The sequence below is a fragment of the Streptomyces sp. A3M-1-3 genome (assembly GCF_024213665.1).
Lineage (GTDB): Bacteria > Actinomycetota > Actinomycetes > Streptomycetales > Streptomycetaceae > Streptomyces.
On record NZ_JANAVP010000001.1, the window covers coordinates 291,280 to 317,079 of the forward strand.

22 protein-coding genes and 2 riboswitches are annotated in these 25,800 nt (G+C 70.6%); of the genes, 14 read left to right on the forward strand and 8 right to left on the reverse strand.

From position 1 onward, the window contains the following. Positions 1-27: 27 nt before the first annotated feature. Together NLX86_RS01370 and NLX86_RS01375 are read right to left on the reverse strand one after the other, a co-directional pair. Positions 28-825: an enhanced serine sensitivity protein SseB gene (locus tag NLX86_RS01370; protein WP_254369663.1), complete on the reverse strand. Its 798-nt coding sequence runs from the start codon at positions 823-825 to the stop codon at positions 28-30. Positions 826-893: 68 nt separating this feature from the next. Then, positions 894-1,592, reverse strand: a complete 699-nt coding sequence (locus NLX86_RS01375) for an AAA family ATPase (protein ID WP_374213816.1) — start codon at positions 1,590-1,592, stop codon at positions 894-896. A gap of 159 nt (positions 1,593-1,751) precedes the next feature. Further along, a riboswitch (glycine riboswitch) is annotated at positions 1,752-1,849 on the forward strand. Between the two features lie 156 nt (positions 1,850-2,005). Between NLX86_RS01375 and gcvT the strand changes: the two genes are divergently transcribed. The 11 genes from gcvT to NLX86_RS01430 all read left to right on the forward strand — a co-directional run bounded on the left by gcvT (position 2,006) and on the right by NLX86_RS01430 (position 12,714). Continuing rightward, positions 2,006-3,130 carry a glycine cleavage system aminomethyltransferase GcvT gene (gcvT, locus tag NLX86_RS01380; protein WP_254369664.1) on the forward strand — a complete coding sequence of 375 codons (1,125 nt, stop codon included), beginning with the start codon at positions 2,006-2,008 and terminating at the stop codon, positions 3,128-3,130. Positions 3,131-3,207: 77 nt separating this feature from the next. Further along, the gene (gene gcvH, locus NLX86_RS01385; RefSeq protein ID WP_254369665.1) at positions 3,208-3,585 is read left to right on the forward strand and encodes a glycine cleavage system protein GcvH; all 378 of its coding nucleotides are present in this window, start codon (positions 3,208-3,210) and stop codon (positions 3,583-3,585) included. A 17-nt stretch (positions 3,586-3,602) separates the two neighbouring features. Continuing rightward, complete coding sequence (glyA, locus tag NLX86_RS01390; protein WP_254369666.1) at positions 3,603-4,871, forward strand: serine hydroxymethyltransferase; 1,269 nt, start codon at positions 3,603-3,605, stop codon at positions 4,869-4,871. A 316-nt stretch (positions 4,872-5,187) separates the two neighbouring features. Then, positions 5,188-6,570 carry an L-serine ammonia-lyase gene (locus NLX86_RS01395; protein WP_254369667.1) on the forward strand — a complete coding sequence of 461 codons (1,383 nt, stop codon included), beginning with the start codon at positions 5,188-5,190 and terminating at the stop codon, positions 6,568-6,570. A gap of 327 nt (positions 6,571-6,897) precedes the next feature. Next, positions 6,898-7,128: riboswitch (cobalamin riboswitch) on the forward strand. A gap of 29 nt (positions 7,129-7,157) precedes the next feature. Beyond that, a complete protein-coding gene (locus NLX86_RS01400) occupies positions 7,158-7,871 on the forward strand; it encodes an energy-coupling factor ABC transporter permease (protein ID WP_254369668.1) in 714 nt (237 codons plus the stop codon). Beyond that, a complete protein-coding gene (locus NLX86_RS01405) occupies positions 7,871-8,290 on the forward strand; it encodes an energy-coupling factor ABC transporter substrate-binding protein (protein WP_254369669.1) in 420 nt (139 codons plus the stop codon). Before NLX86_RS01400 ends, NLX86_RS01405 begins: the two co-directional genes overlap by 1 nt. A 7-nt stretch (positions 8,291-8,297) precedes the next feature. Next, complete coding sequence (gene cbiQ, locus NLX86_RS01410) at positions 8,298-9,047, forward strand: cobalt ECF transporter T component CbiQ (RefSeq protein ID WP_254369670.1); 750 nt, start codon at positions 8,298-8,300, stop codon at positions 9,045-9,047. Continuing rightward, positions 9,044-9,907 carry an ATP-binding cassette domain-containing protein gene (locus NLX86_RS01415; protein ID WP_374213810.1) on the forward strand — a complete coding sequence of 288 codons (864 nt, stop codon included), beginning with the start codon at positions 9,044-9,046 and terminating at the stop codon, positions 9,905-9,907. Before cbiQ ends, NLX86_RS01415 begins: the two co-directional genes overlap by 4 nt. Positions 9,908-9,971: 64 nt before the next feature. After that, complete coding sequence (locus NLX86_RS01420; RefSeq protein ID WP_254369671.1) at positions 9,972-10,520, forward strand: PadR family transcriptional regulator; 549 nt, start codon at positions 9,972-9,974, stop codon at positions 10,518-10,520. A gap of 282 nt (positions 10,521-10,802) precedes the next feature. Continuing rightward, positions 10,803-11,528, forward strand: coding sequence for a tRNA-dependent cyclodipeptide synthase (locus tag NLX86_RS01425; protein ID WP_254369672.1), 726 nt, complete (start codon positions 10,803-10,805; stop codon positions 11,526-11,528). Continuing rightward, positions 11,509-12,714 (forward strand): cytochrome P450, encoded by a 1,206-nt coding sequence (locus NLX86_RS01430; RefSeq protein ID WP_254369673.1) that lies wholly within the window; start codon positions 11,509-11,511, stop codon positions 12,712-12,714. Before NLX86_RS01425 ends, NLX86_RS01430 begins: the two co-directional genes overlap by 20 nt. A 91-nt stretch (positions 12,715-12,805) precedes the next feature. Here the strand turns inward: NLX86_RS01430 and NLX86_RS01435 are convergent, their stop codons facing one another. The 6 genes from NLX86_RS01435 to NLX86_RS01460 form a co-directional block, all read right to left on the reverse strand. Next, positions 12,806-14,002, reverse strand: coding sequence for a hypothetical protein (locus NLX86_RS01435; RefSeq protein ID WP_254369674.1), 1,197 nt, complete (start codon positions 14,000-14,002; stop codon positions 12,806-12,808). Beyond that, on the reverse strand, positions 13,999-14,850 hold the full coding sequence (locus NLX86_RS01440; RefSeq protein ID WP_254369675.1) for a polysaccharide deacetylase family protein: 852 nt from the start codon (positions 14,848-14,850) through the stop codon (positions 13,999-14,001). Before NLX86_RS01440 ends, NLX86_RS01435 begins: the two co-directional genes overlap by 4 nt. A 372-nt stretch (positions 14,851-15,222) precedes the next feature. Beyond that, the gene (locus NLX86_RS01445) at positions 15,223-15,840 is read right to left on the reverse strand and encodes an ATP-binding protein (RefSeq protein ID WP_374213817.1); all 618 of its coding nucleotides are present in this window, start codon (positions 15,838-15,840) and stop codon (positions 15,223-15,225) included. A gap of 156 nt (positions 15,841-15,996) precedes the next feature. Next, positions 15,997-16,764, reverse strand: coding sequence for an enoyl-CoA hydratase/isomerase family protein (locus NLX86_RS01450; RefSeq protein ID WP_254369677.1), 768 nt, complete (start codon positions 16,762-16,764; stop codon positions 15,997-15,999). Between the two features lie 104 nt (positions 16,765-16,868). Further along, on the reverse strand, positions 16,869-18,116 hold the full coding sequence (locus NLX86_RS01455; protein WP_254369678.1) for an Ig-like domain-containing protein: 1,248 nt from the start codon (positions 18,114-18,116) through the stop codon (positions 16,869-16,871). Between the two features lie 172 nt (positions 18,117-18,288). Next, positions 18,289-19,515 carry an Ig-like domain-containing protein gene (locus NLX86_RS01460; RefSeq protein WP_254369679.1) on the reverse strand — a complete coding sequence of 409 codons (1,227 nt, stop codon included), beginning with the start codon at positions 19,513-19,515 and terminating at the stop codon, positions 18,289-18,291. 153 nt (positions 19,516-19,668) lie between these two features. On the opposite strand from NLX86_RS01460, the gene glgX reads away from it, so the two are divergent. From glgX to NLX86_RS01475, 3 genes are all read left to right on the forward strand, one after another. Beyond that, positions 19,669-21,951 (forward strand): glycogen debranching protein GlgX, encoded by a 2,283-nt coding sequence (gene glgX / locus NLX86_RS01465; protein WP_254369680.1) that lies wholly within the window; start codon positions 19,669-19,671, stop codon positions 21,949-21,951. An 87-nt stretch (positions 21,952-22,038) separates the two neighbouring features. Further along, entirely contained in the window at positions 22,039-23,859 is a 1,821-nt protein-coding gene (locus NLX86_RS01470) for an ABC transporter ATP-binding protein (RefSeq protein WP_254369681.1), read from the forward strand. A gap of 8 nt (positions 23,860-23,867) precedes the next feature. Continuing rightward, positions 23,868-25,715, forward strand: coding sequence for an ABC transporter ATP-binding protein (locus tag NLX86_RS01475; protein WP_254369785.1), 1,848 nt, complete (start codon positions 23,868-23,870; stop codon positions 25,713-25,715). Positions 25,716-25,800 lie beyond the last annotated feature (85 nt).

Below are 25,800 nucleotides of genomic sequence, written 5' to 3' on the forward strand. Positions count from 1 at the left end.
CACACGAGCCGCCGCGCGAGCGCGGAGTCACTGACTCCGCTCGCGCCGGTAGAACGGCTGCACCCGTTCCAGCATCCACTCGCCGACCGGGTCCTGGGCCACATCGAGCAGGACCAGGTTGACCGGCCACGAGACCTGGGCCCGGCCAAGCGCCCGGCCCAGGGCGTCCATCGGGGCGTTGCGCTCGGCCGGCTCCCAGGCCAGCAGCTCGATACCGACGAACAGCGCCGGGGCGTCGCCCTCGATGCTGGCCAGGCAGCGCCGGGCGGAGCGGACCACGCCGGACGCCTCGAACTCAGCGGCCGCCACCGCCAGGAAGTCGACCGGGTCGTCCTGCCAGTCCGGCTCGAAGAGCCGCACCCGGCCGCCGCTCGCCGGCCCTCCCCCAGAGCCTCCGGCCTGGGAGGGACCCCCAAGTGGGGTACGCCCCACCCGGCACAGCTCGGCGACGGCCTCGGGCGGCAGCGGCATGCCCACCGTGCCGTCCGGGTTCACGGCGATACCCAGCTGCGGTGGCAGGCCGCGGGCGAACTCGCGGGCGGGCGCGACGGCGAACGGCATGTGCGAACCCGCGCCCTGCAGGAACTGCTGCTCGGAACTGAAGACGGGCACATAAGCGGCGCCCTGGATCTCCAGGGTGGGCAGGTCGAGATTCGGGCTGTGGGGGCCTCCCCCGTTGGGCAGCGGTACCCAGACCTGGCTGCGCCCCAGCACCTCGATCAGCCGGCCTCCCGCGGACGGGTTGCCGACCGAGGCGGCGAGCACCTCCTCGAGCTCGTTGCCCGGCCAGCCGCCGTACGGAGCGCCCTGCACCGGAATGTCCATGTTCACCGGGTCCCTTCCCACCACGCTGCCCGCGCTGCCGCGCTGCCTGCGGGAACGACCCTAAACCGTCACTCACCGCGGTCGTCGGCGGGCATGAAGCCGATTCGCCGCAGCGCCCCCGCCGCGCTCCGGTCCAGCAGCACCGCCGAGGCGCAGCCGCCCGGCAGCCGGCCGTTCTCCGCGTCGTCCACGAGCCGGCCGACGGCCCGCCGGTGCCGGGCGAAGGCGTATCCGGAGACCCCACGGCCCCGCTCGGCCTGGCCCTCCAGGGCGACCTCGGGCGTGACGTCCAGCAGCAGGAGGTGCAGCGCGCGCCCACGGCGGCGGGCCTCGCGGGCCAGCAGCTTCCGCACCCACGCCTGCGTGCCGCAGTCATGCACGACGACGCTCTCACCCGAGCGGAGCGCCTGCCACAGCCCGGCGTAGTGCGCGACGCGCACGAGGGGGCGGTAGACGGCGTACGGCAGGAGGCCGGGCATCCGGGCTTCCCAGCGCTCACGGACGTCCTGGGAGTCGATGCTGCGCGTCGCCGCGGTGCGCTTGATCAGCGTGCTCTTTCCGCTGCCCGGCAGGCCGGAGACGACCACCACGTCGCCTCCCGCGAAATCGAGGCCAAGTGGGCTGCGGCCGCCCCGGTCCCGCAGGTCGCGGACCACGGGCTCGGGCCGGCCGAGCGCGTCCCGCACCGGCACGCCGGGCTGCGCGGGCATCGCGCCGGGCGCGACCCCCGCGGTCGTCGCATACGCCCCAGGCCTCGTCAACGTGATCGTCCTCCCCCTGTCGGGTCACCGGTACCCCTGTCCACCGAGTGTAAAGAAACGGTAATGAGGCACAAGCATCTTGCTGTTCGCGCCCGGTTCGGGGCCGGGCCCCCGCTCTGCTCCAATGCGTGCAATGATGTCCGCGCCAACTGCATAACGGCCGCTTGAATCCGCGCGGGAGAGTCCTGGCCACTGTGTGTGCCGGGCGCCGAAGGAGCAAGTCCCTCCCTTGAATCTCTCAGGCCCCGTACCGCGCGGGCGAGGCACATCTGAAAAGCGGGCCGCTGCCAGTGGCTCCACCCAAGGTGCAAGTCACGACTGCGTATAGCTTGCTGTACGTACGGTCGTGGTGAACCTCTCAGGTTCCGATGACAGATGGGGAGGAAAGTCCTCGTCGGCCATGCCCTGGAGCCACCCCTATGACGAATACCCCCCGCCTGACCGCCCTCGATGCCGTGCATCGCGCACTGGGCGCGACCATGACCGACTTCGCGGGCTGGGACATGCCGCTGCGGTACGGCAGTGAACGCGACGAGCACAACGCGGTCCGCACCAAGGCCGGTCTCTTCGACCTCTCCCATATGGGCGAGATCACCGTTACCGGTCCCGAGGCCGCGGACTGCCTCGACTTCTCCCTGGTCGGCAACATCGGCGGTGTCGCCGTGGGCCGCGCCCGCTACACCATGATCTGCGACGAGGAGGGTGGCATCCTCGACGACCTGATCGTCTACCGCCTCGGCGAGACCGAGTACATGGTCGTCGCCAACGCCTCCAACGCCCAGACGGTCTACAACGAGCTGAGCAACCGGGCCGAGGACTTCGACGCCGAGGTCCGCGACGACCGTGACGCGTACGCGCTGATCGCCGTCCAGGGCCCCGAGTCCCCCGGCATCCTGAAGTCGCTGACCGACGCCGACCTGGACGGGCTCAAGTACTACGCCGGCCTGCCCGGCACGGTCGCCGGTGTCCCGGCGCTGATCGCCCGTACCGGCTACACCGGCGAGGACGGCTTCGAGCTGTTCGTCGCACCGCAGTACGCCGAGAAGCTGTGGCAGGCCCTGACCGAGGCGGGCGCCCCCGTCGGCCTGGTCCCGGCCGGACTGTCCTGCCGCGACACGCTCCGCCTGGAAGCGGGCATGCCGCTGTACGGGCACGAGCTGACCACCGCGCTGACGCCGTTCGACGCGGGCCTGGGCCGGGTCGTCAAGTTCGAGAAGACCTCCAACGGCGGCAACTTCGTGGGCCGTGCCGCCCTGGAGTCCGCCGCCGAGCGCGCCGCGACCAACCCGCCGCGCAAGCTGGTCGGCCTGATCGCCGAGGGCCGCCGGGTCCCCCGCGCCGGCTTCCCCGTCGTCGCGGAGGGCAAGGTCGTCGGCGAGGTCACCTCGGGCGCCCCCTCCCCGACCCTGGGCAAGCCGATCGCCATCGCGTACGTGGACGCCGCACACGCCGAGCCCGGCACCTCCGGGGTGGGCGTCGACATTCGCGGTACCCATGAGCCGTACGAGGTCGTGGCGCTCCCCTTCTACAAGCGCCAGAAGTGACCTCGCGCACATCCGCGCGTCTCACCCTTCAAGACGACAGTCCACCAGCACTCCCCCGCATCCAGGAGAATCAGGCCATGAGCAACCCCCAGCAGCTGCGTTACAGCAAGGAGCACGAGTGGCTGTCGGCCGCCGAGGACGGCGTGTCGACGGTCGGCATCACGGAGTTCGCCGCGAACGCGCTCGGCGACGTGGTCTTCGCCCAGCTCCCTGAGGTGGGCGACACCGTTGCCGCCGGCGAGACCTGCGGCGAGCTGGAGTCGACCAAGTCCGTCAGCGACCTGTACTCCCCCGTCTCCGGTGAGGTCACCGAGATCAACCAGGACGTCGTCGACGACCCGTCGCTCGTGAACAGCGCCCCCTACGAAGGCGGATGGCTGTTCAAGGTGCGTGTCTCGGCCGCGCCGGACGATCTGCTCTCCGCCGACGAGTACGCCGCCCTCTCCGGCAACTGAGACCCCCAGGGACCGTGATGTCTTCGAAGTCGCTTCTGAACACCTCCCTCCATGAGCTGGACCCGGACGTCGCCGCCGCTGTCGACGCCGAGCTCCACCGCCAGCAGTCCACCCTCGAGATGATCGCCTCGGAGAACTTCGCTCCGGTCGCGGTCATGGAGGCCCAGGGCTCAGTTCTCACCAACAAGTACGCCGAGGGCTACCCGGGCCGCCGCTACTACGGCGGCTGCGAGCACGTCGACGTGGTCGAGCAGATCGCGATCGACCGCATCAAGGCGCTGTTCGGTGCCGAGCACGCCAACGTGCAGCCCCACTCGGGCGCCCAGGCCAACGCGGCGGCGATGTTCGCGCTGCTGAAGCCCGGCGACACGATCATGGGTCTGAACCTCGCCCACGGCGGGCACCTGACCCACGGCATGAAGATCAACTTCTCTGGCAAGCTCTACAACGTGGTCCCGTACCACGTCGACGAGGAGACCGGCCAGGTCGACATGGCCGAGGTCGAGCGCCTGGCCAAGGAGTCCCGGCCGCAGCTGATCGTCGCCGGCTGGTCCGCGTACCCGCGCCAGCTCGACTTCGCGGCGTTCCGCCGGATCGCCGACGAGGTCGGCGCGTACCTGATGGTGGACATGGCCCACTTCGCCGGCCTGGTGGCCGCGGGCCTGCACCCCAACCCGGTGCCGCACGCCCACGTCGTCACCACCACCACGCACAAGACCCTCGGCGGTCCGCGCGGCGGTGTGATCCTCTCCACGCAGGAGCTGGCGAAGAAGATCAACTCTGCGGTCTTCCCCGGCCAGCAGGGCGGACCCCTGGAGCACGTCATCGCGGCGAAGGCGGTCTCCTTCAAGGTCGCCGCGTCCGAGGAGTTCAAGGAGCGCCAGCAGCGCACCCTGGACGGCGCCCGCATCCTCGCCGAGCGCCTGGTGCAGCCCGACGTCACCGAGCACGGCGTCTCCGTCCTCACCGGCGGTACGGACGTCCACCTGGTCCTCGTGGACCTGCGCAACTCCGAGCTCGACGGCCAGCAGGCCGAGGACCGGCTCCACGAGCTGGGCATCACGGTCAACCGCAACGCCATCCCGAACGACCCCCGGCCGCCCATGGTCACCTCGGGTCTGCGGATCGGTACGCCGGCGCTGGCCACCCGCGGTTTCGGCACCGAGGACTTCACCGAGGTCGCCGACATCATCGCCGAGGCGCTGAAGCCGTCGTACGACAGTGAGTCGCTGAAGGCCAGGGTCTCCGCGCTCGCCGCGAAGCACCCGCTGTACCCGTCGCTGTGAACCGGTGACATTGCTCGACCCCCGTCGCCATGGGCCCTGCACGAGCCCGTTCTGATCTGACGGATTCACCGTAGGGCGGCAGCGCGATGGCCCGGCCTGAGTTGTCCACAGGCCGGGCCATTCGTATGACTGGACGGACAGGACCGGACCCGACGGCCCTGACCGGACCCGACGGCCCTGACCGGTCCCCGCCCGGACCGGTCCCAGCCCGACATCTGGCCGAAGCGTTCCTGTCACCCGTTCGCGTTAGGCTCGTCTTCTACAAACACTCCTTACCCGTACCTCCCACCACGAGCAGACAAGGGAGTCCGCCACCGTGGCCATCTCCGTCTTCGACCTCTTCTCCATCGGCATCGGCCCGTCCTCCTCGCACACGGTCGGCCCGATGCGGGCGGCGCGGATGTTCGTCGGCCGCCTCAAGAAGGACGGCCTGCTCGCGCAGACCGCCTCGGTCCGGGCGGAGCTCTTCGGCTCGCTGGGCGCCACGGGGCACGGCCACGGCACCCCCAAGGCCGTACTGCTCGGCCTTGAGGGCCACTCGCCCCGCACGGTGCACGTCGAGACGGCGGACGACGAGGTCGAGCGGATCCGGCAGACCGGGCGGCTCCGGCTGCTGGGCGCCGAGATAGGGGCGGCCCACGAGATCGCGTTCGACGAGCCGAACCAGCTGATCCTGCACCGGCGCCGCTCCCTGCCGTACCACGCGAACGGCATGACCCTCTTCGCGTACGACGCGTCGGGCACGCCGCTGCTGGAGAAGACGTACTACTCGGTGGGCGGCGGCTTCGTCGTGGACGAGGACGCGGTGGGCGAGGACCGCATCAAGCTCGACGACACCGTGCTGATGTACCCCTTCCGCACCGGCGACGAGCTGCTGCGCCTCTCCCGCGACACCGGCCTGTCCATCTCCTCGCTGATGCTGGAGAACGAGAAGGCCTGGCGCACCGAGGAGGAGATCCGCGAGGGCCTCCTGGAGATCTGGCGCGTCATGCAGTCCTGCGTCTCGCGCGGCATGTCCCGCGAGGGGATCCTGCCGGGCGGGCTGAAGGTCCGCCGCCGCGCCGCCAACTCCGCCCGCCAGCTGCGCGCCGAGGGCGACCCGAAGGCGCACGCGATGGAGTGGGTGACCCTCTACGCAATGGCGGTCAACGAGGAGAACGCGGCGGGCGGCCGCGTGGTGACCGCCCCCACCAACGGCGCGGCCGGCATCATCCCGGCCGTCCTGCACTACTTCATGAACTTCGTGCCCGGCGCCGACGAGGACGGCATCGTCCGCTTCCTCCTCGCGGCCGGCGCGGTCGGCATGCTCTTCAAGGAGAACGCCTCCATCTCCGGCGCCGAGGTCGGCTGCCAGGGCGAGGTCGGCTCCGCCTGCTCGATGGCGGCAGGCGCGCTCGCCGAGGTACTGGGCGGCACCCCGGAGCAGGTGGAGAACGCCGCCGAGATCGGCATGGAACACAACCTGGGCCTGACGTGCGACCCGGTCGGCGGCCTCGTACAGATCCCGTGCATCGAGCGCAACGGCATGGCGGCGGTCAAGGCCATCACGGCGGCCAAGATGGCGATGCGCGGCGACGGCAGCCACATGGTCTCCCTCGACAAGGTCATCAAGACCATGAAGGAGACCGGCGCGGACATGAAGGTCAAGTACAAGGAGACGGCGCGGGGCGGGCTCGCGGTCAACGTCATCGAGTGCTGAGCAATCCCCACCTGATCAGGGGTTTCTCATCTTTCGCGGCCGAGCCGCTCTTCAGCACCACCGCAAGCCGAGACTCGCCCAGCAAACGCGCCGGATCCCCCGCCCCGTACGCGCAGCAGCAATCTCCCCGACCAACTCCACGCCGGCTGACCCCCGTTATCGCGCGCCGCACACCAGTTCGACCCAACACCTTACGACGAAATGTATCGCTGTTTGCATCCGGGACGCCTTGCTGACGACGTGGGCGTCCCCCGCCCCGCAGGCGGGCGCCCTGGGCGTGCGCCCGTGCGCGGGTTGGTGAGGGTTGGCGCGGGGTGTCGGGGCGCACTAGGGTCACAGGGCCTTGGTGTACGGGAAACCGGTGCGGTACCGGTGCGGCCCTCGCCACTGTGATCGGGTAGTCCGACTCCACCCTCCGGGGAGCCACTGGACCGCCGCGGGAGACCGCGGGGTCCGGGAAGGCGGAGTCGGGCGGCATCCAGCCAGTCCGGGGAGATGTGAGATCCCCCCGGGCCCCCCCCGTCAGCCAGGAGACCGGCCAGGGCGCGTTGTCCATCCACGAGGTGCTGGAGAGGGTCTACCCAACCATGCATATAGCCGAGGGGTTTCTGCCCCCGCTGCACGCGGTCGCCTGGGGCGCCGCGTCAGCTCCGTTCGTCGTCCACGGGGTCAGGGCGCTGACCCGTGAGGTCAGGGCCAATCCCGAGAGCACTCTGCTGCTCGGCGCCTCCGGTGCGTTTACGTTCGTTCTTTCTGCCCTCAAGCTGCCTTCCGTAACCGGTAGTTGCTCCCACCCCACCGGTACCGGGCTGGGGGCCATTCTGTTCAGACCGCCCATCATGGCGGTCCTCGGCACGATCACCCTCCTCTTCCAGGCCCTGTTGCTGGCCCACGGCGGGCTGACCACGCTCGGCGCCAACGTCTTCTCGATGGCGATAGCCGGACCGTGGGCGGGGTACGCGGTGTACCGGCTGCTGCGGCGCTTCGACGTGCCGCTGATGGTCAGCGTGTTCTTCGGCGCCTTCGTGGCCGACCTCAGCACGTACTGCGTCACCAGCGTGCAGCTGGCGCTCGCGTTCCCCGACCCGGCCACCGGGATCCCCGGCGCGCTGGCCAAGTTCGGCGGGATCTTCGCCGTCACCCAGATTCCGCTGGCGGTCAGCGAGGGTCTGCTGACCGTGCTGGTGATGCGGCTGCTGATGCAGTCCAGCAAGGGCGAGTTGACGCGCCTCGGTGTACTGCTCCACGGCGCGCGGCCGGGACAGCAGAAGCCGGAGCAGACGAAGGGGGCTGTGGCCTGATGAGCCGTAACGCGAAGATCAACTCCCTGCTGCTGCTCATCGTGGCGGCTCTGGCCGTGCTGCCGCTCGCGCTCGGGCTCGGGGACGGCAAGGAGGAGCCGTTCAGCGGGGCCGACGGGCAGGCGGAGGCCGCGATCAACGAGATCGAGCCGGACTACGAACCGTGGTTCACCCCGCTGTACGAGCCGCCGTCCGGCGAGATCGAGTCGGCGCTGTTCTCGTTGCAGGCGGCGCTCGGCGCGGGCGTACTGGCGTACTACTTCGGGCTGCGCAGGGGCCGCAGGCAGGGCGAAGCCCGCGCGGCGGCGGCACCGACCTCGGCATCGACCGCGGCACCGACCGCGGCTACGGCAGCGGCACCGACCGCGGCAGCGGAAGCGGAGCCGGGCGAGCAGCCCGGCCACGCCCCGCTGCGGTAGCCGGCGGGTGCTGCCGATCGACGCGGCGGCGCACAGCAGTCGCTGGCGCCGCCGCCATCCCCTGGAGAAGGCCGTCCTCGGGCTCGGGCTGACCGTCTCGGCGGTCTGTCTGCCGCCGTGGCCGGGCGCGGTACTGGTCGCCGCCGCCACGCTCGGGGTGCTGCTCGGCCCGGCCGGGGTCGCACCCCGGCAGCTGTGGCGGGCGTACCGCATTCCGCTCGGGTTCTGCGTCACCGGCGCGCTGCCGCTGCTGTTCCAGGTGGGCGGCGCGGACGGGTTCGTGGCGCTCGCCCCGGACGGCGCCGCGCACGCGGGGCAGCTGTTGCTGCGGACCTCGGCGGCCTCGCTCGGAGTGCTGCTGTTCGCCTTCACCACGCCGGTCTCCGATGTACTGCCCCGCCTGGTACGGGCAGGCGTCCCCGCGCCCGTGGTGGACGTCGCCCTGGTGATGTACCGGATCAGCTTCCTGCTGCTGGACTCCGTCACCCGGATCCGGCAGGCGCAGGCGGCCCGGCTGGGGCACACCACCCGGGCAGCCACCTGGCGTTCGCTCGCCGGACTCGGCGCGACGGCCTTCGTGCGGGCCTTCGACCGGGCGGAGCGCCTCCAGTCGGGTCTGGCGGGCCGCGGCTACGACGGCACCCTGCGCGTCCTGGTCCCGCCGGCGGTGCTCTCCTGGCGGTTCCTGGCCGCGAGCGGTGCGCTGCTTGCGGGGGTCACCGCCCTCACACTCGTACTCGAAAGGCTGTTCCTGTGACCACAGCGAGCAAAGTGACCGCGCGGCCCGTCGTGGAACTCGTCGCGGCGGGTTACGCGTACCAGGACGGCCCGGACGTACTGAGCGGCGTGAACTTCGGCATCCGGCAAGGGCGTTCGCTGGCGCTCCTCGGCCGCAACGGCAGCGGCAAGACGACGCTGCTGCGCCTGCTCAGCGGCGGCCTGCGCTGCGGGTCGGGCGAACTGCGGCTGGACTGCGAGCCCGTGGCGTACGACCGCGCCGGCCTGACCCGGCTGCGGACGACCGTACAGCTGGTGGTGCAGGACCCCGACGACCAGCTGTTCGCCGCCTCGGTCGGCCAGGACGTCTCCTTCGGCCCGATGAATCTGGGCCTGCCCGAGGCCGAGGTACGGGACCGGGTGGCGGAGTCGCTGGAGGCCCTCGACATCGTGGCCCTGCGGGACCGGCCGACGCATCTGCTGTCGTACGGGCAGCGCAAGCGGGCCGCGATCGCGGGCGCCGTGGCGATGCGGCCCCGGGTGCTGATCCTCGACGAGCCCACGGCCGGCCTCGACCCGCACGGGCAGGAACGGCTGCTGGAGGTGCTGGGGCGGCTGCGCGACTTGGGTACCACCGTCGTCATGGCCACCCACGACGTGGACCTCGCCCTGCGCTGGGCGGACGACGCGGCGGTCCTGGCCCCGGACGGGCTGCGAACGGGGCCCATCGGTGAACTGCTGGCCGACCAGGGCCTGCTGGACGCCGCCCGCCTGCGCAGGCCGTGGGGCATGGCGGCCGCGGAGGTGCTGCGGGCACACGGACTGCTCGGCGAGTCGGACGCCGGGCCGCGGACGCCGGAGGAACTCGGCAGCTGGGCGACAGCGGTCCGCGGGGCCTGAAGCCGGGTCCGGCCGGACCCGGCCGGACCCGGCCCTATCGGCGCCGGATACCTAGGATGCCTCCATGTCACTCCCGCACGCGATCCTCACCGCCCTGCTCGAGAAGCCGTCGTCGGGGCTGGAGCTGACGCGCAGATTCGACCGGTCGATCGGGTACTTCTGGTCGGCCACGCATCAGCAGATCTACCGGGAGCTGGGGAAGCTTGAGCAGGGCGGCCTCATCCGGGCGCTCCCCTCCGAGCAGCCCGCGCGCGGGCAGAAGAAGGAGTTCGAGGTACTGCCCGCCGGCCGCGCGGAGCTGACCCGCTGGGTCGGCGAGAGCCAGGACCCGAAGCCCATCCGGGATCCGCTGCTGCTGCGGCTGCGCGCGGCGGCGGTGGTCGGGTCCACCGGGCTCGAGGCGGAGCTGCGGCGGCATCTCGTGCTGCACCGGAAGCAGTCGGCCACGTACGCGGCGATCGAGGAGCGCGACTTCCCGCCCGGCCGGAACGCGGACGAGGACAGGTTGCGCCGCCTGGTGCTGCACGCCGGGATCGGCCTGGAGAAGTTCTGGCTGGAGTGGCTCGAGGAGGCGCTGGCGGAGCTGACGGACATGACCGCCGGCGATGAGTGACCAGCCGCTGTCTGCCGGGCATCGACGATCCGGAGCATCCGCGGGTGGCGCGGGCGGCCGGTCGGCGCCGAGGCACTCCTCGTCGCCCACTGAAGCATTGCGGAAGGCATTCAATTACCGTTCCGTAATGCGGAAGTGCGGAAGCGGGCTGTCAAGTGAAAGTACCGGCCAATCCCTGAACGCTCTTGTCACGCTCCGCCGTGTACAGGTAACTTCGTGTCGTTGCCGCCACACCAGGAGCGCAGGGCTCCCAGGGACAAGCGGCTTCAAGGGCGATCACACGTGACGATCACAGCTGACGCATTCGAAGTTCTGCCGTTCACTCCCGCCTGCCGCACCATCTGGGACGACGGCGACCACGTACTCATCGGCGTAAGCCCGGGCAACAGCTACTTCAGCGCGGAGCGCATCACATCCCTCGCCCGCTGGGCGAACTCCCGCTTTGCCCAGGTCGATTTCGTCTACGCCGACCTCCATGTGGACCGGATGTTCGCCTCCTTCGGATACACCCAGGAGCATGCGGCTCGCCGGGCGGCCAAGGAGGTCAAGGCGGTACGCCGCCGGGTTCTGCGGGGCGTGGCGGAGGCCGGTCCCCCACTCGGGGACACCAGGGTGAGAGCACTTTCCGAGTTCTCCGGAAACCACGTCTATCAAGTCCTCCACCGACGCGTCCTCCATTTCATCGACACGGACGACGAATTCCGGAAGAACTGCGAGGAGATGGCCGAGTTCTTCCTCGGCCCCAAACTTGGTGGCGGGCAATCCATCACCGAGGTACAGCGGCAGGTCTGTTTCGACTACCTCGCCGCGGAGCTCCCGTTCTTCCTGGACACCCCCAGCATTCTGGACGTGCCGTCCTCGGTGTCCTGCTATCACGTACAAATGCCGCTGACGGATGTGCTCTACGGGCGCGGCGGCGGCCTTCGCGCGACGCGCAACCAGGCCTATGCCGTCGTGCGGCCGGAAGAATCCGGAAGGAATGATGTCGATGTCCGACGCGCAGCCTGAGCACGGGGACGTCCTCGACTTCCCGCTCTCCCGCCGCGGCGACGTCCTCCCCGAGGAATGCACCTGGCTGCGTGAGAAGCAGCCGGTGGCCCGGGTCCACACCCTCACCGGGGACAGCGCCTGGCTGGTGAGCAGTTACGCCCTGGCCAAGCAGGTCCTGGAGGACGAGCGGTTCAGCCTCAAGGACACGGCGAACGCCGGAGTGCCCCGGCAGTACGCGCTGACGATCCCGCCCGAGGTCGTCAACAACATGGGCAACATCAACAGCGCCGGCCTGCGCAGCGCGGTGATGAGGTCGCTGAACCCGAGGGCCGACGGGCTTCAGGAGTGGCTGCGCGGGGCGGCCGATGAACTGATCGACGCGCTCCTCGCCGAGGGCCCGCCCGCGGATCTCCGAGCGGGGTTCGCCGACCCCTTCTCGGCGGCTCTGCACTGCAAGGTCATCGGGGTGCCGTTCGCGGACTGGCGACGGCTGATGTCGGGACTGGACATCGCCTTCATGACCAGCAGGGAACCGTTCGAGGGCTCGGCTCTCAACTGGTACAAGGACCTCGGCTACATGGTGGAGCAACTCAACGTCCCCGAGGGCCAACGCTCCGGTCTGCTGAGTAAGTTGGCTGCCCTGCGGGAGGATCCGGAGTCGGCGCACCTGACCGACGAGATGCTCGCCACGGTCGCGGTGTCGCTGTTCGGCGCCGGCACGGTGTCCACCTCGGCGTTCCTGGTGCTCGCCGTTCTGGCGCTGCTCCAGCGGCCTGAGCTGATCGGCTACCTGCGCGCTCACCCCGAGCGCATCGGCCGGGCCGTCGACGAGCTGCTCCGCTGGAACCTGTCCATCGGAGACGGGCTGCCGCGGCTTGCCATGGACGACGTACGGCTGGGTGAAGTCCTCGTGAAGCAGGGGGACTTGGTCCTGGTGCTGGTCGAGGGGGCGAACTTCGATCCGGAGGTGTTCGCCGACCCCGAGCGGCTGGATCTGGACCGGGCGTCCAACCCGCATCTGTCCTTCGGTGCGGGCCGCCACTTCTGTCCGGCCTCGGCGCTGGGCCGTGCGCACGCCGAGATCGCCCTGACCGCATTGGTCGAGCGGCTGCCCGAGCTGCGGCCGGCCGTCCCCGCCGAGCAGTTGGTGTGGCGTACCGGGTTCATCAAGCGGCTGCCGGAGCGGCTCCCCGTCGCCTGGTGAGACCGGCCCTGAAGCGGGCGCCCCCGTGAACAGGGAACGCCCCGGGAGCCCGCACTGGCTCCCGGGGCGTTCCCGGACAGCGGGGTCGGGGTCAGCGGAAGACGCCGGTGTGCCCGAGCGAGTACCGGCCGGGCTGCGGGTACACCGCGAGGCCGTGCGGGCCGCCGCCGACCGGGATCCGGGCGAGCTGTTCGCCGGTGGCCGTGTCGATGGCGTACACCTCGGCGTCGTACCGGCCGGACAGCCACAGCACCTTGCCGTCCGCCGAGACGCCGCCCATGTCGGGGCTGCCGCCGTCGGGCAGCTGCCACTTCTTGGTGAGCCTGTTCTCGGCGAAGTCGAAGACCGAGATGCTGCCCTCGCCGCGGTTGGTGATGTACATCTCCTTGGAGTCGCGGCTGACGTACAGGCCGTGGGCGCCCTTTCCGGTGGGCAGCAGCTTCGGGGTGGTGAACTTCTCGCCGTCCAGCACCCACACGCCGTGCGCCATCATGTCGGCGATGTAGAAGGTCTTGCCGTCCGGCGAGATCTTCACGTCCTGCGGCATCGCGCCCTCGAACGGAATCCTCTGCTGCCCGATGACCTCCATCTTCTCGGTGTCGACCTTGAGCAGTTCTCCGGAGAACTCGCACGAGACGACGAAGTACCGGCCGTCCATTGAGAAGTCCGCGTGGTTCACGCCGTAGCAGGAGACGGGGACGGTCTTGACCCGGTCCATCGTGTGCGGGTCACGAAAGGCGAGTTCCCTGTCCAGGGATGCCATCACGACGGCGTACTTGCCGTTCGGCGTGAAGTAGAGGTTGTACGGGTCGTGCACCTCCACCGGCTTGCCCGCCCGGCCGGTCGCCGGGTCGATCGGCGTGAGCGTGTGGCCGCGGTTGTTGTTGACCCAGAGGGTCTTCATGTCCCAGGACGGCACAACGTGCTGCGGCTGGATGCCGACGGGGATGGTGTCGATCACCTGGTAGGTGGCGGGGTCGATGACGGAAACGGTGTTGGAGTTGGTGTTCGGCACGTACACCCGGGACGGGAAGTCCTTGACGACCGGCGACAGCTTGCCCGGCCGGTCGGCGGCGTAGACGTCCTTCGGATCGAGCACCGGCGGCATCCCGGGCAGGCCCGCGGGCGCGATCTGCCTCGCCTCGGGCGGCGGTGCGGCGCCTTCGGTGCCGAGAGCTTCCGTGGTGTTCTTCTCGGCGGACGTGCCACAGCCGGCGAGGAGGGCGGTGAGGACGGCGCCGACGAGCAGTGCGGCGGTTCTCGTGGTGAGGGACAACGTGGGAGTCATGGGGTCAGCAGCTCCGTAGTGGTCACCGCGCGCAGTTCGCGGCGGGCGAGTTCTTCGAGGAGGTCGGGCATGGCGGCGACCGTGTCCGCGTAGCCGAAGTGCAGGCTCACCACGGATCCGTTGCGGATCGTCCCGGTGACGTTGCGGATGACGGCCGCGGCGCCGGGCGAGGTGAAGTCGAGGGAGTCGACGTCGTACGAGAGGACGTGCGGGTAGCCGGCCCGGCGGGCCAGCCGCTGGACGAGCGGGGTCGCGTACCGGGCGCGCGAGGGCCGGAACCAGGTCCCGATCGAACCGGTGAGCCTGCGCAGCCGCTGGGCGCAGTCGGTGATCTCGGCGTACGCCTGCGCCTCGGTCATCGACGAGAGCGTCAGGTGGCGCTGCGTGTGGTTGCCGAGTTCATGGCCGCCGTCCAGGATCCGGCGGGCGAGCTGCGGGTGGGCGTCCAGCCAGCTGCCGACGGCCAGTACGGTCACCCGGGCACCGGCCCGTTCGGCCACGGCGAGTACGGACCGGGCGGTGGCCGGGTCGCCGCCGCCGTGGAAGGTGAGCGCGACGCGGGCACGGTCGCGGGGGCCGTGCTCGATCTGCGCCGGCCGGCCGGGAAAGGCGCGGGGAGCGGGCGCGGGGCGGGACTCGTGGCGCGGCTCCGGGCGGGGCTCGGGCCGGGGGGCGGCCTGCTGTTCCGCCGGGGCGGCGCGGGCGGAAGGGCCGGGCGGGGCGGCTCTGTCTGCCGTACAGCCGGTGGCGCAGGCCCCTGCGACGACGGCGGCGGCGCCCGCGCGCAGTGCGTCGCGGCGGCCGATCGCTCGGGGGGTCGGGGGGTTCCGTCCAGGGAAACAGAGCATCCGCCCATTTAAGGGGTGGTATGCCCGAAAGATAACGATTGACCAAACTCTGGCCACTGCGGGTCGCGCCCGCGAGCCGCCCACCCCTCGAGGTGATCAATGAATCACTCGCCAGAGCATATATTTACTCGCAATTTACGAGGCGAGCGCCATACCTCACCTGCGATTCAGTTCCGGAACAGACGGATATAGAGAAGTTTGTCCGGGTAGCGACTTGGCGTCCCGGGTCCTTGTCTGCCATAGTCGACGGCACGACCCCCATTGACCCGGGCCAGGTCGTCCCCAGTCGCCGTGGATCACACCCCCCCAGATCCACGGCGCTCTACAGAAGCCCCCACGACGCCCCACCCGGGCGAGCGGGGGCTTCTGCGTTCAGGACGGGTGGCGGTCGGATACGCGCATCTCGAACCAGGTCGTCTTGCCACGCGGCAGCAGATCCACTCCCCAGCGGTCCGAGAGCTTGTCGACCAGGAAGAGGCCGCGGCCGCTGGTGTCGAGTTCATGGACGGGCATCAGGCAGGGCAGCCCGCGCGACGGGTCGCGCACCTCGATCCTGATCCACCCCCGGCGGCGCAGCATACGCAGCCCGAAGACCCGGGCGCCCGTGTGCCGTACGGCATTGCCCACCAGTTCCGAGACGAGCAGCACCGCGTGCTCGGCGGTCTGCGCGGAGAGTCCCCACTGACGCAGGACCACACTCTGGGTCAACCGCCGGGCCGTGCCCGCGGATTCTGGGCGGGACGGCAGCGGAACCTCCGCCTCCGCCGGGTTCCCGAACAACTCCAGCGCTTTGAGTGCCCGTTCGTCCTCGACGGCCGGCGTCGGACGCGCGGCCAGAACGCTGCTGCGCTGCCGCGGTTGCTCTACACCCTCCAGGCCCGCCATGCCCCCATCATGGCGGCCCGAGGCCCCGCACGGAGCGGTTCTGGAGGAATCCGGCCCCCGGAACCACCGGTTCCGGAAGGCCGGTTTGGCATATGCCAGAGGCAGTAGATGTGCCTCCACGGCCCGCTGAGCTGCCATAACGGGCCGCGCACGGATGATCACCAAGAGTTCCGGCCGACGGCGCCTTAAGGTTCTCTTAAGGCCTGGCTAATGCACCCACAGGGAGGATCGGCCACCGACCGGGCCCCGACACGCGTGCCCTCAGAGGAACTTGGCCTTCCCCGGCCCCTCCTCGACGAAGCTGCGCATGCCCCTCTCACGGTCCTCGGTGGCGAACAGACCCGCGAACCAGTTGCGTTCGATGGCGAGACCGGTCTCGATGTCGGTCTCCAACCCCGCGTCGACCGTTTCCTTGGCGGCGCGCAGCGCGAGCGCCGGGCCCTGGGCCAGCTTCGCGGCCCAGGCGTGCGCCTGCTCGTACACCTCGGCGGCGGGGACGACCCGGTCCACCAGGCCGAGGGTGAGCGCCTCGTCCGCCTTCACCATGCGGCCGGTGAAGATGAGGTCTTTGGCCTTGGACGGGCCGACGAGGCGGGAGAGCCGCTGAGTGCCGCCGGCACCCGGGATCAGGCCGAGCAGGATCTCGGGCTGGCCGAGCTTGGCGTTGTCCGCGGCGATCCGGTAGTCGGCGCACAGCGCCAACTCGCAGCCGCCGCCCAGCGCGTAGCCGGTGACGGCGGCGACGACGGGCTTGGGGATGCGGGCCACGGCGGTGAAGGACTCCTGCAGGGCCCGGGACCGTACGACCATCGCCGCATGGTCCATGGCCTGCATCTCCTTGATGTCCGCACCGGCGGCGAACACCTTCTCGCCGCCGTACAGGATCACGGCCCGGACGTCGTCGCGGCGGGCCGCCTCCTCGGCGAGCTCCTTCAGCCGATCCTGGGTGGCGATGTCCAGCGCGTTCATCGGAGGGCGGTCCAGGCGGATGGTGCCGACGCCTTCGGAGACTTCGAGATTCACAGTCATGGGAGCAGGTTAATAGGGGTTAACGCGGTACGGCCCGGTGCTCTGTGTCACAGAACACCGGGCCGGATCAACTCCATGCAACGCCGTACGAACAGGGCCAAGCGTTACTTGGTCCACTCCGCCCAGGACATGTTCCAGCCGTTGAGGCCGTTCTCCGGGGCGATCTGCTTGTCGTTGGAGTTCTTCACGACGACCACGTCACCGATGATCGAGTTGTCGTAGAACCAGGCCGCCGGAGCCTTCTTGTCCCAGGCTCCCCGCACGTCCCGCAGGCTCACGCAGCCGTGGCTGACGTTCGCCGAGCCGAAGGTCCCCGCGGACGCCCAGTAGTTGCCGTGGATAAAGGTGCCCGAGGTGGACAGGCGCATCGCGTGCGGCACGTCCTTGATGTCGTACTCGCCGCCGAAACCCACGGTGGCGCCGTTCATCCGGGTCACCTTGAACTTCTCGCTGATGACCATCTGGCCGTTGTACGTGGTGGTCGACGGCGCCCCCGCGGTGATCGGGACGTTCTTCAGGACCTTGCCGTCGCGCACGATCTGCATCTGCTTGGACTTGGCGTCCACCGTCGAGACCTGGGAGCGGCCGATCGTGAACTTCACGGTCCGGGTCTGCTTGCCGTACACCCCGGGCCGGCCCTCGACGCCGTCGAGGTTCAGCTTGACGGTGACCTTGGTGCCCGCGGCCCAGTACTTCTCGGGGCGGAAGTCGAGGCGGTCGTTGCCGAACCAGTGGCCCTCGACCGGCACGGCCGGCTCGGCGGTCACGGTGACCGCCTTCTCGACGGCTTCCGGGTTCGTGATTCCGCGGGTGAAGTTGATCGAAACCGGCATACCGACGCCGACCGTGGCACCGTCCTCCGGCAAGTAGTGACCGATGAAGGTGTTCTTCGGGGTCAGCGTGGTGAAGGTGGCGTCCTTCGCGGACTCACGCCCTTCGCCGTCCTTGGCCACCGCGTGGACCTTGTACTGGGTCGCGGCGCCCAGGTGGCGGTCCGGCTCCCAGCTCCCGCCGTCGGCGGATATCTTGCCGTCGGCCTTGTTGCCCTTGGTGTCGGCGACCGTCACGGTGGTCAGCTTGCCGCCCGTGGCGGAGATCTTCAGGGCCCCGCTCGTCCCGACCTCCTTCGCCCCGTCCTTGGGTGCGATGGTCACCACGGCCTGCGAGGCCACGGTGTCGGAATTGCCCGAACCCTGCTTGCCCTTGTCCCCGCTCCCGCTGCCGGAGTCCCCGCCCCCGCCGCAGGCCGTCACCAGGAGCAGCGCCGCCCCCAGTACCAGTGCCGGCAGTCGGGCGCCCCCGCGCCGCCGCCGTGCTCCGGCCGATGCCCCCGATATCGGCTCCACGTTCAAGATGGTCTTCTCCCCTCGCACGGCCCGGCCCCGCCATGGCCCGTACTCCCTCGCGCTGGACTCGCGCGCATGGCGACAGATAATCACACCGGATGGGTCCCGATCTCCCCTGCAATGTCACCGTTCAGTCCCAACTGGTCACATGGGGTTCGGGCCGTGCTGTGAGGGGGCTTCAGCGGGCCTCCGAGCCTGCCTTCCAGAGGTCCCAGGTCATGTTCCAGCCGCCCAGGCCATTGCCCGGAGCGACCGTTTCGTCATGGGAGTTGACCACCTCGACCACGTCCCCGATCAGGGTCCGGTCGAAGAACCAGGCCGCCGGGGTGCGTGGACCGCCGCCCTTCACATCGAGCAGCCCGATACAGCCGTGCGTGATGTTGACGGAGCCGAACCACTCCGGCTTGGCCCAGTAGTTGCCGTGCAGGTAGGTCCCCGAGTCGGTGAGCCGCATCGCGTGCGGGACGTCCGAGACGTCGTACTCGCTCTTGCCGTTCTTGTCCCTGAAGCCGACGCTGGCGCCGTTCATCCGCGTCACGTCGAACATCTCGCTCACCACCATCTTCCCGTTGTACGTGGTCGTCTTGGGCGCCCCGGCGGTGATCGGGATGGTCGACAGCACCGCACCGTCCCGCCGCACCACCATGGTCTTCGCCTTCACGTCCACCGTGGACACCTGGCGGCGGCCGACGGTGAAGCGGACGGTCTTCTGCTGGATGCCGTACGAGCCGGGGGCGGCCTCCACATCACGCAGCCGCATGTCGACGGTCACCTCGGTGCCCGGCTTCCAGTACGTGGCGGGGCGGAAGTCCAGGCGCTCCTTGCCGAACCAGTGCCCCACCACCTCCACCGGCGGCTTCGAGGTGACCTTGATGGCATTCTCGACGCCGGCACGGTTCTCGATCGCCCGGTTGAAGGTGAAGGAGACAATCATCCCGGTGCCGACGGTGGAGCGATTCTCCGGTTTGAAGTAGCCGATGAAGCGTTCCTCCGGGACATAGGTGGTGAAGGTGGTGTGCCGGGCCTGCCGGCGACCGTGGCCGTCCACGGCGACCACGTCGACGGTGTACTTGGCGGCCAGCGCCAGCGTCTGGTCGTCCGGCCGCCAGCTCAGACCGTCCTCGGAGATCCGCCCCGGGACCTTCTCCTCCTGTACGTCCTCGACCTTCTTCACCCTGACCCGCTCCAGCCGTCCGTCCGGCACGGACACCAGGAGCGGCCCCTGCACGCCGATGCCCTTCGCACCGTCCTCGGGCGAGATCCGGATCGCGTCGTACGGCGACCTCGCTTTCCCCGGCAGCTGCACCTCGACGCCGTTGGTGCATCCGGCCAGCCCGGCCAGTAGTCCTGCCCATGCCAGTACGGCGGCCAAGCCCGCCCCTGCTCGCCTTGTCACATCTCTCACGCCCTGACAACGACCGCGCCCCTCCGGGGGAAACGTGAGTGCGGGCGCTGTTGAGGGAAGAACAGGTGGGAGGACCATGCGAGGGAGCCACGGCCGGGACGCCGTGCGCCCCCGGATCGGCGGCGGTCCCGACGAGCCGCGGGAGGCCGACAGGTGTCGAGCGCAGCCGAGCAGGAGGCAGTACGGGGTGGGCAGTCCGCCCTGAACGGGGAACGGCACGCACCGGCCGGGGCCAACGGTCACCGCAGGTCACCGGGCACGCCCCGGGCACCCGTATGGCCGGGATCGCCGACACCGCTGGGCGCCCGGTACCGGGTCGGCCCCGACGGGGTGGCCGGCACCAACTTCGCGCTGTGGGCGGGCGGCGCGGAGGCCGTGGAGGTGTGCCTCTTCGACGACCGGGGCACCGAGACGCGGTGCCCGCTGACCGAACTGACCCACGAGATCTGGCACGGATTCATCCCCGGCGTACAACCCGGACAGCGGTACGGCTTCCGGGTGCACGGCCGCTGGGACCCATGGACCGGAGCCCGCTGGAATCCGGCCAAGCTGCTGCTCGACCCGTACGCGCGGGCGGTGGACGGCGCCCCCGGCAATGACTTCGGCGCCCTGCCCCCCGAGGTGTACGGACACGTCCGGGACTGGCCGCAGCAGCATGTGGCCGACACCGTGCGCGACGACCGCGACTCGGCACCGTTCGTGCCCAAGGGCGTGGTCGTCCACGACGACACCGCCGACGACGAGTGGATGGACGACCGCCGCCCCAAGACGCCGTGGGCCGACTCGGTCATCTACGAGCTGCACGTCCGCGGCTTCACCAAACTCCACCCCGGCATCCCGGAAGAGCTCCGGGGGACGTACGCCGGGCTCGCGCACCCCGCGGCGATCGACCATCTCGTACGACTCGGAGTGACGGCCGTCGAGCTGCTCCCCGTGCACCAGTTCGCGCACGAGGACCATTTGCTGCGCCGCGACCTGCGCAACTACTGGGGCTACAACTCCATCGGCTACTTCGCCCCGCACGCCGGGTACTCCGCGTCGGGCACCGGCGGCCAGCAGGTCGGCGAGTTCAAGCGGATGGTGCGGGCGCTGCACGCCGCCGGCATCGAGGTCATCCTCGACGTCGTCTACAACCACACCGCGGAGGCGGGCGAGCTGGGCCCCACCCTGTCGCTGCGCGGCATCGACAACCGGGGCTACTACCGCCTGCAGCCGGACGCCCGGCGCTACGCCGACTACACGGGGTGCGGGAACACCCTGCACGTCGTCCAGCCGAACGTACTGCGCCTCATCACGGACTCGCTGAGGTACTGGGTCACGGAGATGGGCGTCGACGGCTTCCGCTTCGACCTGGCAGCGGCGCTGGCCCGCTCGATGCACGACGTCGACATGCTGTCCCCGTTCCTGGCCGTGATCGCCCAGGACCCGGTGCTGCGGCGGGTCAAGCTGATCGCCGAGCCGTGGGACGTGGGGTCGGGCGGCTACCAGGTCGGTGCCTTCCCCCCGCTGTGGACCGAGTGGAACGACCGCTACCGGGACGCCGTGCGGGACTTCTGGCGGGGCGCGCTGCCGGACGTACGGGCCCTGGGGTACCGGCTGTCCGGGTCCAGCGACCTGTACGCGTGGGGCGGCCGGCGCCCGTACGCCTCGGTCAACTTCGTCACCGCGCACGACGGGTTCACGCTGCGCGACCTGGTCTCGTACGAGCGCAAGCACAACGAGGCCAACGGGGAGGGCAACCGGGACGGCACCAACGACAACCGCTCCTGGAACTGCGGGGCGGAGGGCGAGACGGACGACGCCCGGATCGGCGCACTGCGCCGCCGTCAGCTGCGCAACCTGCTGACGACGCTGCTGTTGTCGACCGGCGTGCCGATGCTGGTCGCGGGCGACGAGCTGGGCCGTACGCAGGGCGGCAACAACAACGCGTACTGCCAGGACAACGCGACCAGCTGGCTCGACTGGACCCTGCTCGACGACCCGGACTGGCGACCGCTCTACGAGCTGACCTCCCGGCTGATCGGCCTGCGCCACACCCATCCGGTGCTGCGCCGCCGCGCCTTCTTCTCCGGCCGGCAGCAGGGCGCGGACGGGCTGCGCGATCTGGCCTGGTTCACCCCGCACGGCACGGAGATGACGGAACGGGACTGGTACGCGCCGACGGCCGGCCTGGGTCTCTATCTGTCCGGGCGCGACATCCCGGGCCGTGACGCGCGGGGCGCGCAGGTGACGGACGACAGCTTCCTGGCGGTCCTGCACGCGGCGGACCGGCCGGCGAGCTGGGTCCTGCCGGGCGCGCCGTGGGCCGAGGCGTACGAACTGATCGTCGACACCTCCCGCGAGGACCAGGCCACGGCACCGGGCACGGTCCACCGGGGCGGCGAGACGGTGACGGTGCCGGCGCGGTCGGTGCTGCTGCTGAAGGTCAGGGGTTGAGGGGGAACGGGAGGGGGTGACGGGCGGGGGTGCGGGGCGGCGAAATTCGGTGGGCTGTGTCAGTGGTGAACTCTAGGCTCGCCCCTGATGCCCGAGACACGCTCAGCTCCCCAGGACAGGTCGGCCGTACGTTCGCTGCTACGGCTCTGGCCCTATGTACGGCCCGTACGAACCCGGCTGGTCAGCGCGGCGTTTGTCGCGATCCTCGCTTCCTGTCTCAGCCTGGTCATCCCGCTGGTCCTCAAGTGGATGGTGGACGGCCCGGTCGCGGACGCGGACCCGGCCGGCGTATGGCTGGGCGCGCTGTACCTGCTACTGCTCGGCATCGCGGAGGCCGCGCTGTTCGGCTTCCGGCGCTGGCTCGTCGCGCGCCCGCTCGCGAGCGTCGAGGCTGAGATGCGGGCGGACCTCTACCGGCATCTGCAGCGCCTGCCGGTGGCCTTCCACGACCGCTGGGCATCGGGGCAGCTGCTCTCGCGCGGTACGACGGACCTGATGCTGGTCCGGATGTTCCTGGCTTTCCCGCTGACCTTCCTGGTCGTCAACGCGGCAACGATTCTTGTCGGGTTCGGCATCCTGCTCACCCAGGACTGGACGCTCGGACTGGTCATGCTGGCGCCCGTCGTACCGCTGCTGATCACCCTCGGGCTGTTCGAGAGCCGGTACTTCCTGGTCGCGCGCAAGGCGCAGGACCAGGTCGGCGACCTGACCACCGTCGTCGAGGAGAGCGTGCTCGGCATCCGCATCATCAAGGGTTTCGGCCGCCACCGCAGCCAGGCCCTCGCCTTCCGCGAGCTGTCGAAGCGGCTGCGCTCCACGGAACTGGGCAAGGCCCGGCTGCTGGCGGGCATCTGGGCCCTGATCATGACCCTCCCGGAACTGGCCATCGGCGCGGCGCTGGTGCTGGGCACGGTCCAGGTCGCCGACGGCTCACTCTCGGCGGGCACGCTGGTGGCCTTCCTGTCGACGGCGCTGGCGCTGCGGTGGCCGGTGGAGTCGATCGGCTACCTGCTGGCGATGAGCCAGGAGGCGGCGACGGCGACGGAGCGGTACTTCGAGGTGATGGACGCGGAGGAGGAGCGGGACCCGGCGGCCGCGGGGGCGGCGGAGCCGCCGGGCGCCGGGGGTGGGCTCGTCTTCGACTCCGTTGAGTTCCGGTATCCCGACGCGCCGGGCGGCACCCTTCCCGTCCTCGCGCGGATCGACCTGCGGATCCGGCCCGGCGAGACCATGGCGCTCGTCGGGGCCACCGGGAGCGGCAAGACCACGCTCACCGCGCTCGTGCCGCGGCTGCACGAGGTGACCGGGGGCCGGATCACCCTGGACGGCGAGGACATCGCGGAGATGCCGCGCGAGCGGCTGCGCGAGCTGGTGTCGGTGGCCTTTGAGGAGCCGACGCTGTTCTCCGCGAGCGTCGGGGAGAACGTCCTGATGGGCGCGGGTGAGCGCGCCGGTGGCACCGGCACTGGCGCCGAGCTGGGGCGGGCCCTGGACATCGCGCAGGCCGGATTCGTACAGCGGCTGCCGCACGGCGTCGACACCCAGGTCGGCGAGCAGGGCCTGAGCCTGTCCGGCGGCCAGCGGCAGCGGCTCGCGCTGGCCAGGGCGGTCGTGGGCCGGCCGCGGTTCCTCGTACTCGACGATCCGCTCTCCGCGCTGGATGTCCATACGGAGGCCCTGGTCGAGGCGGCACTGCGGCGTGTCCTGGCCGACACGACCGCGCTGGTCGTGGCGCACCGGCCGTCGACCGTGCTGCTCGCGGACCGGGTCGCGCTGCTCTCCGGCGGCCGGATCGCCGCCGTCGGCACGCACCACGAACTGCTGTGCAGCAACGCCGAGTACGCCTGGCTGATGTCCGGCGCCGGGGACGAGGCCCGGCACGGGGCCGGGCACGAGGGGGACGCGTGAGCACCACCGTGGAGGACGAGCGGCCGGCCGGTGCGGAACCGGACCCCGTCGCCGGCCCGGCCGCCGGCGACCCGTTCGACCGGGACGCGCTGCCCGCGCCGCCGGGCGCGACCGGTGCGCTGCTGCGCTCGCTGCTCGGCCCGCGCCGCGCGCTGGTCTGTCTCGCCGCGCTGCTCCTGCTGCTGCAACAGGCCGCCGCCCAGGCGGGACCGCTGCTCGTCGCGTACGCCATCGACCGGGGCGTGCCTGCGCTGCGGCGCGACGACTACGGACCCCTGATCGCCGTGGCGGTGGGGTACGCGCTCTGCTCGGTCGGCTCGGGCGCCTTCCAGTACGGGTTCATCCGTACGTCCGCCCGGGTCAACCAGGATGTGCTGCTGGATCTGCGCGGGCGGATCTTCCGGCATGCGCAGGCACTGAGCGTGGACTTCCACGAGCGGTACAGCTCGGGCCGGCTGATCTCCCGCTCCACCACGGATGTGGAGTCGCTGCGGGAGCTGCTCAGCGAGGGGCTGCAGGAACTCATCGCGGTGGTGCTGGCGTTCGTCTACATCTCGGCGATGCTGCTCTGGCTGGACCTGGGCATGGGCGGCCTGGCGGTGGTGTCGTTCGTGCCGCTGTATCTGCTGGTACGGCTCTACCAGCGGCGCGTCGGTGTCGTGTTCAGCAGCCGGTCCACGGCGATCGCGTCGGTGATCGTGAAGTTCGCCGAGACGATGAACGGCATCCGGCCGGTGCGGGCGTTTCGCCGCGAGCGGGCGAACGACGCGGAGTTCCGTGCGCTCAACCGGCACCACGAGCGCGTCAACGGCGACGCCATGCTGGAGATGGCCCGCTATGTGGTCGGCTCCCGGCTGGTCGCGAACACGGCGGTCGCCGGGATCGTGCTGTGGGGCGCGTACCGGGTCGCGGGCGGGACGCTCGCGCTGGGGGTGCTGGCGGCCGTGGTGCTCTATCTGCGGCGGCTGTACGACCCCATCGACCGGCTGGGGATGTTCCTCAACTCGTACCAGTCGGCGGGCGCGTCGCTGGAGAAGATCGCGGGTCTGCTGGCGCAGACGCCGACTGTGCCGGAGCCGGCCGTATCGAGGGAACTGCCCGCGCACGACTCGGATCATCCGGGCCGCGAGGTGGTGTTCGAGGACGTGCGCTTCGCGTACCGGACGGGCGGCGAGGTGCTGCCCCGCTTCGGCCTGAGGCTGCCGGCCGGGCAGACGGTCGCGGTGGTCGGGTCGACGGGCGCGGGCAAGTCGACACTGGCGAAGCTGCTGGCGCGGTTCTACGACCCGACAGAGGGCCGGGTGCTGCTCGACGGGGTGGACCTGCGCGATCTGGCGGTGCCGGAGTTGCGGCGCGGGGTGGTGATGGTGACGCAGGAGGCGTTCCTGTTCTCCGGCACGGTCGCCGAGAACATCGCGATCGGCCGGCCGGACGCGACGCGTGCGGAGATCGAGCAGGCGGCGAAGGCGATCGGCGCGCACGACTTCATCAGCGCGCTGCCGGACGGGTACGACACGGACGTACGCAAGCGGGGCGGCAGGATCTCGGCCGGCCAGCGGCAGCTGGTGGCGTTCGCCCGCGCGCTGCTCGCGGACCCGGCGGTACTGATCCTGGACGAGGCGACGAGCTCGCTGGACATCCCGGGCGAGCGGGCGGTACAGCGCGCGATGCACACCGTCCTGCGAGGCCGCACCGCTGTGGTGATCGCCCACCGGCTGTCCACGGTGCAGATCGCGGACCGGGTACTGGTGATGGAGGGCGGCCGCATCGTGGAGGACGGCAGCCCGACCGAACTGACCACGGGAACGGGCCGTTTCGCGGACCTGCACCGGGCGTGGCGGGAGAGCGTGGTGTGAGGGGGCGTTGTAAGACCCGCGAATAGGGTGGAGCGAAGCGGAATCGCGCAGCGACGCGACGCAGGAGCGCCCTAACAGGGAGACG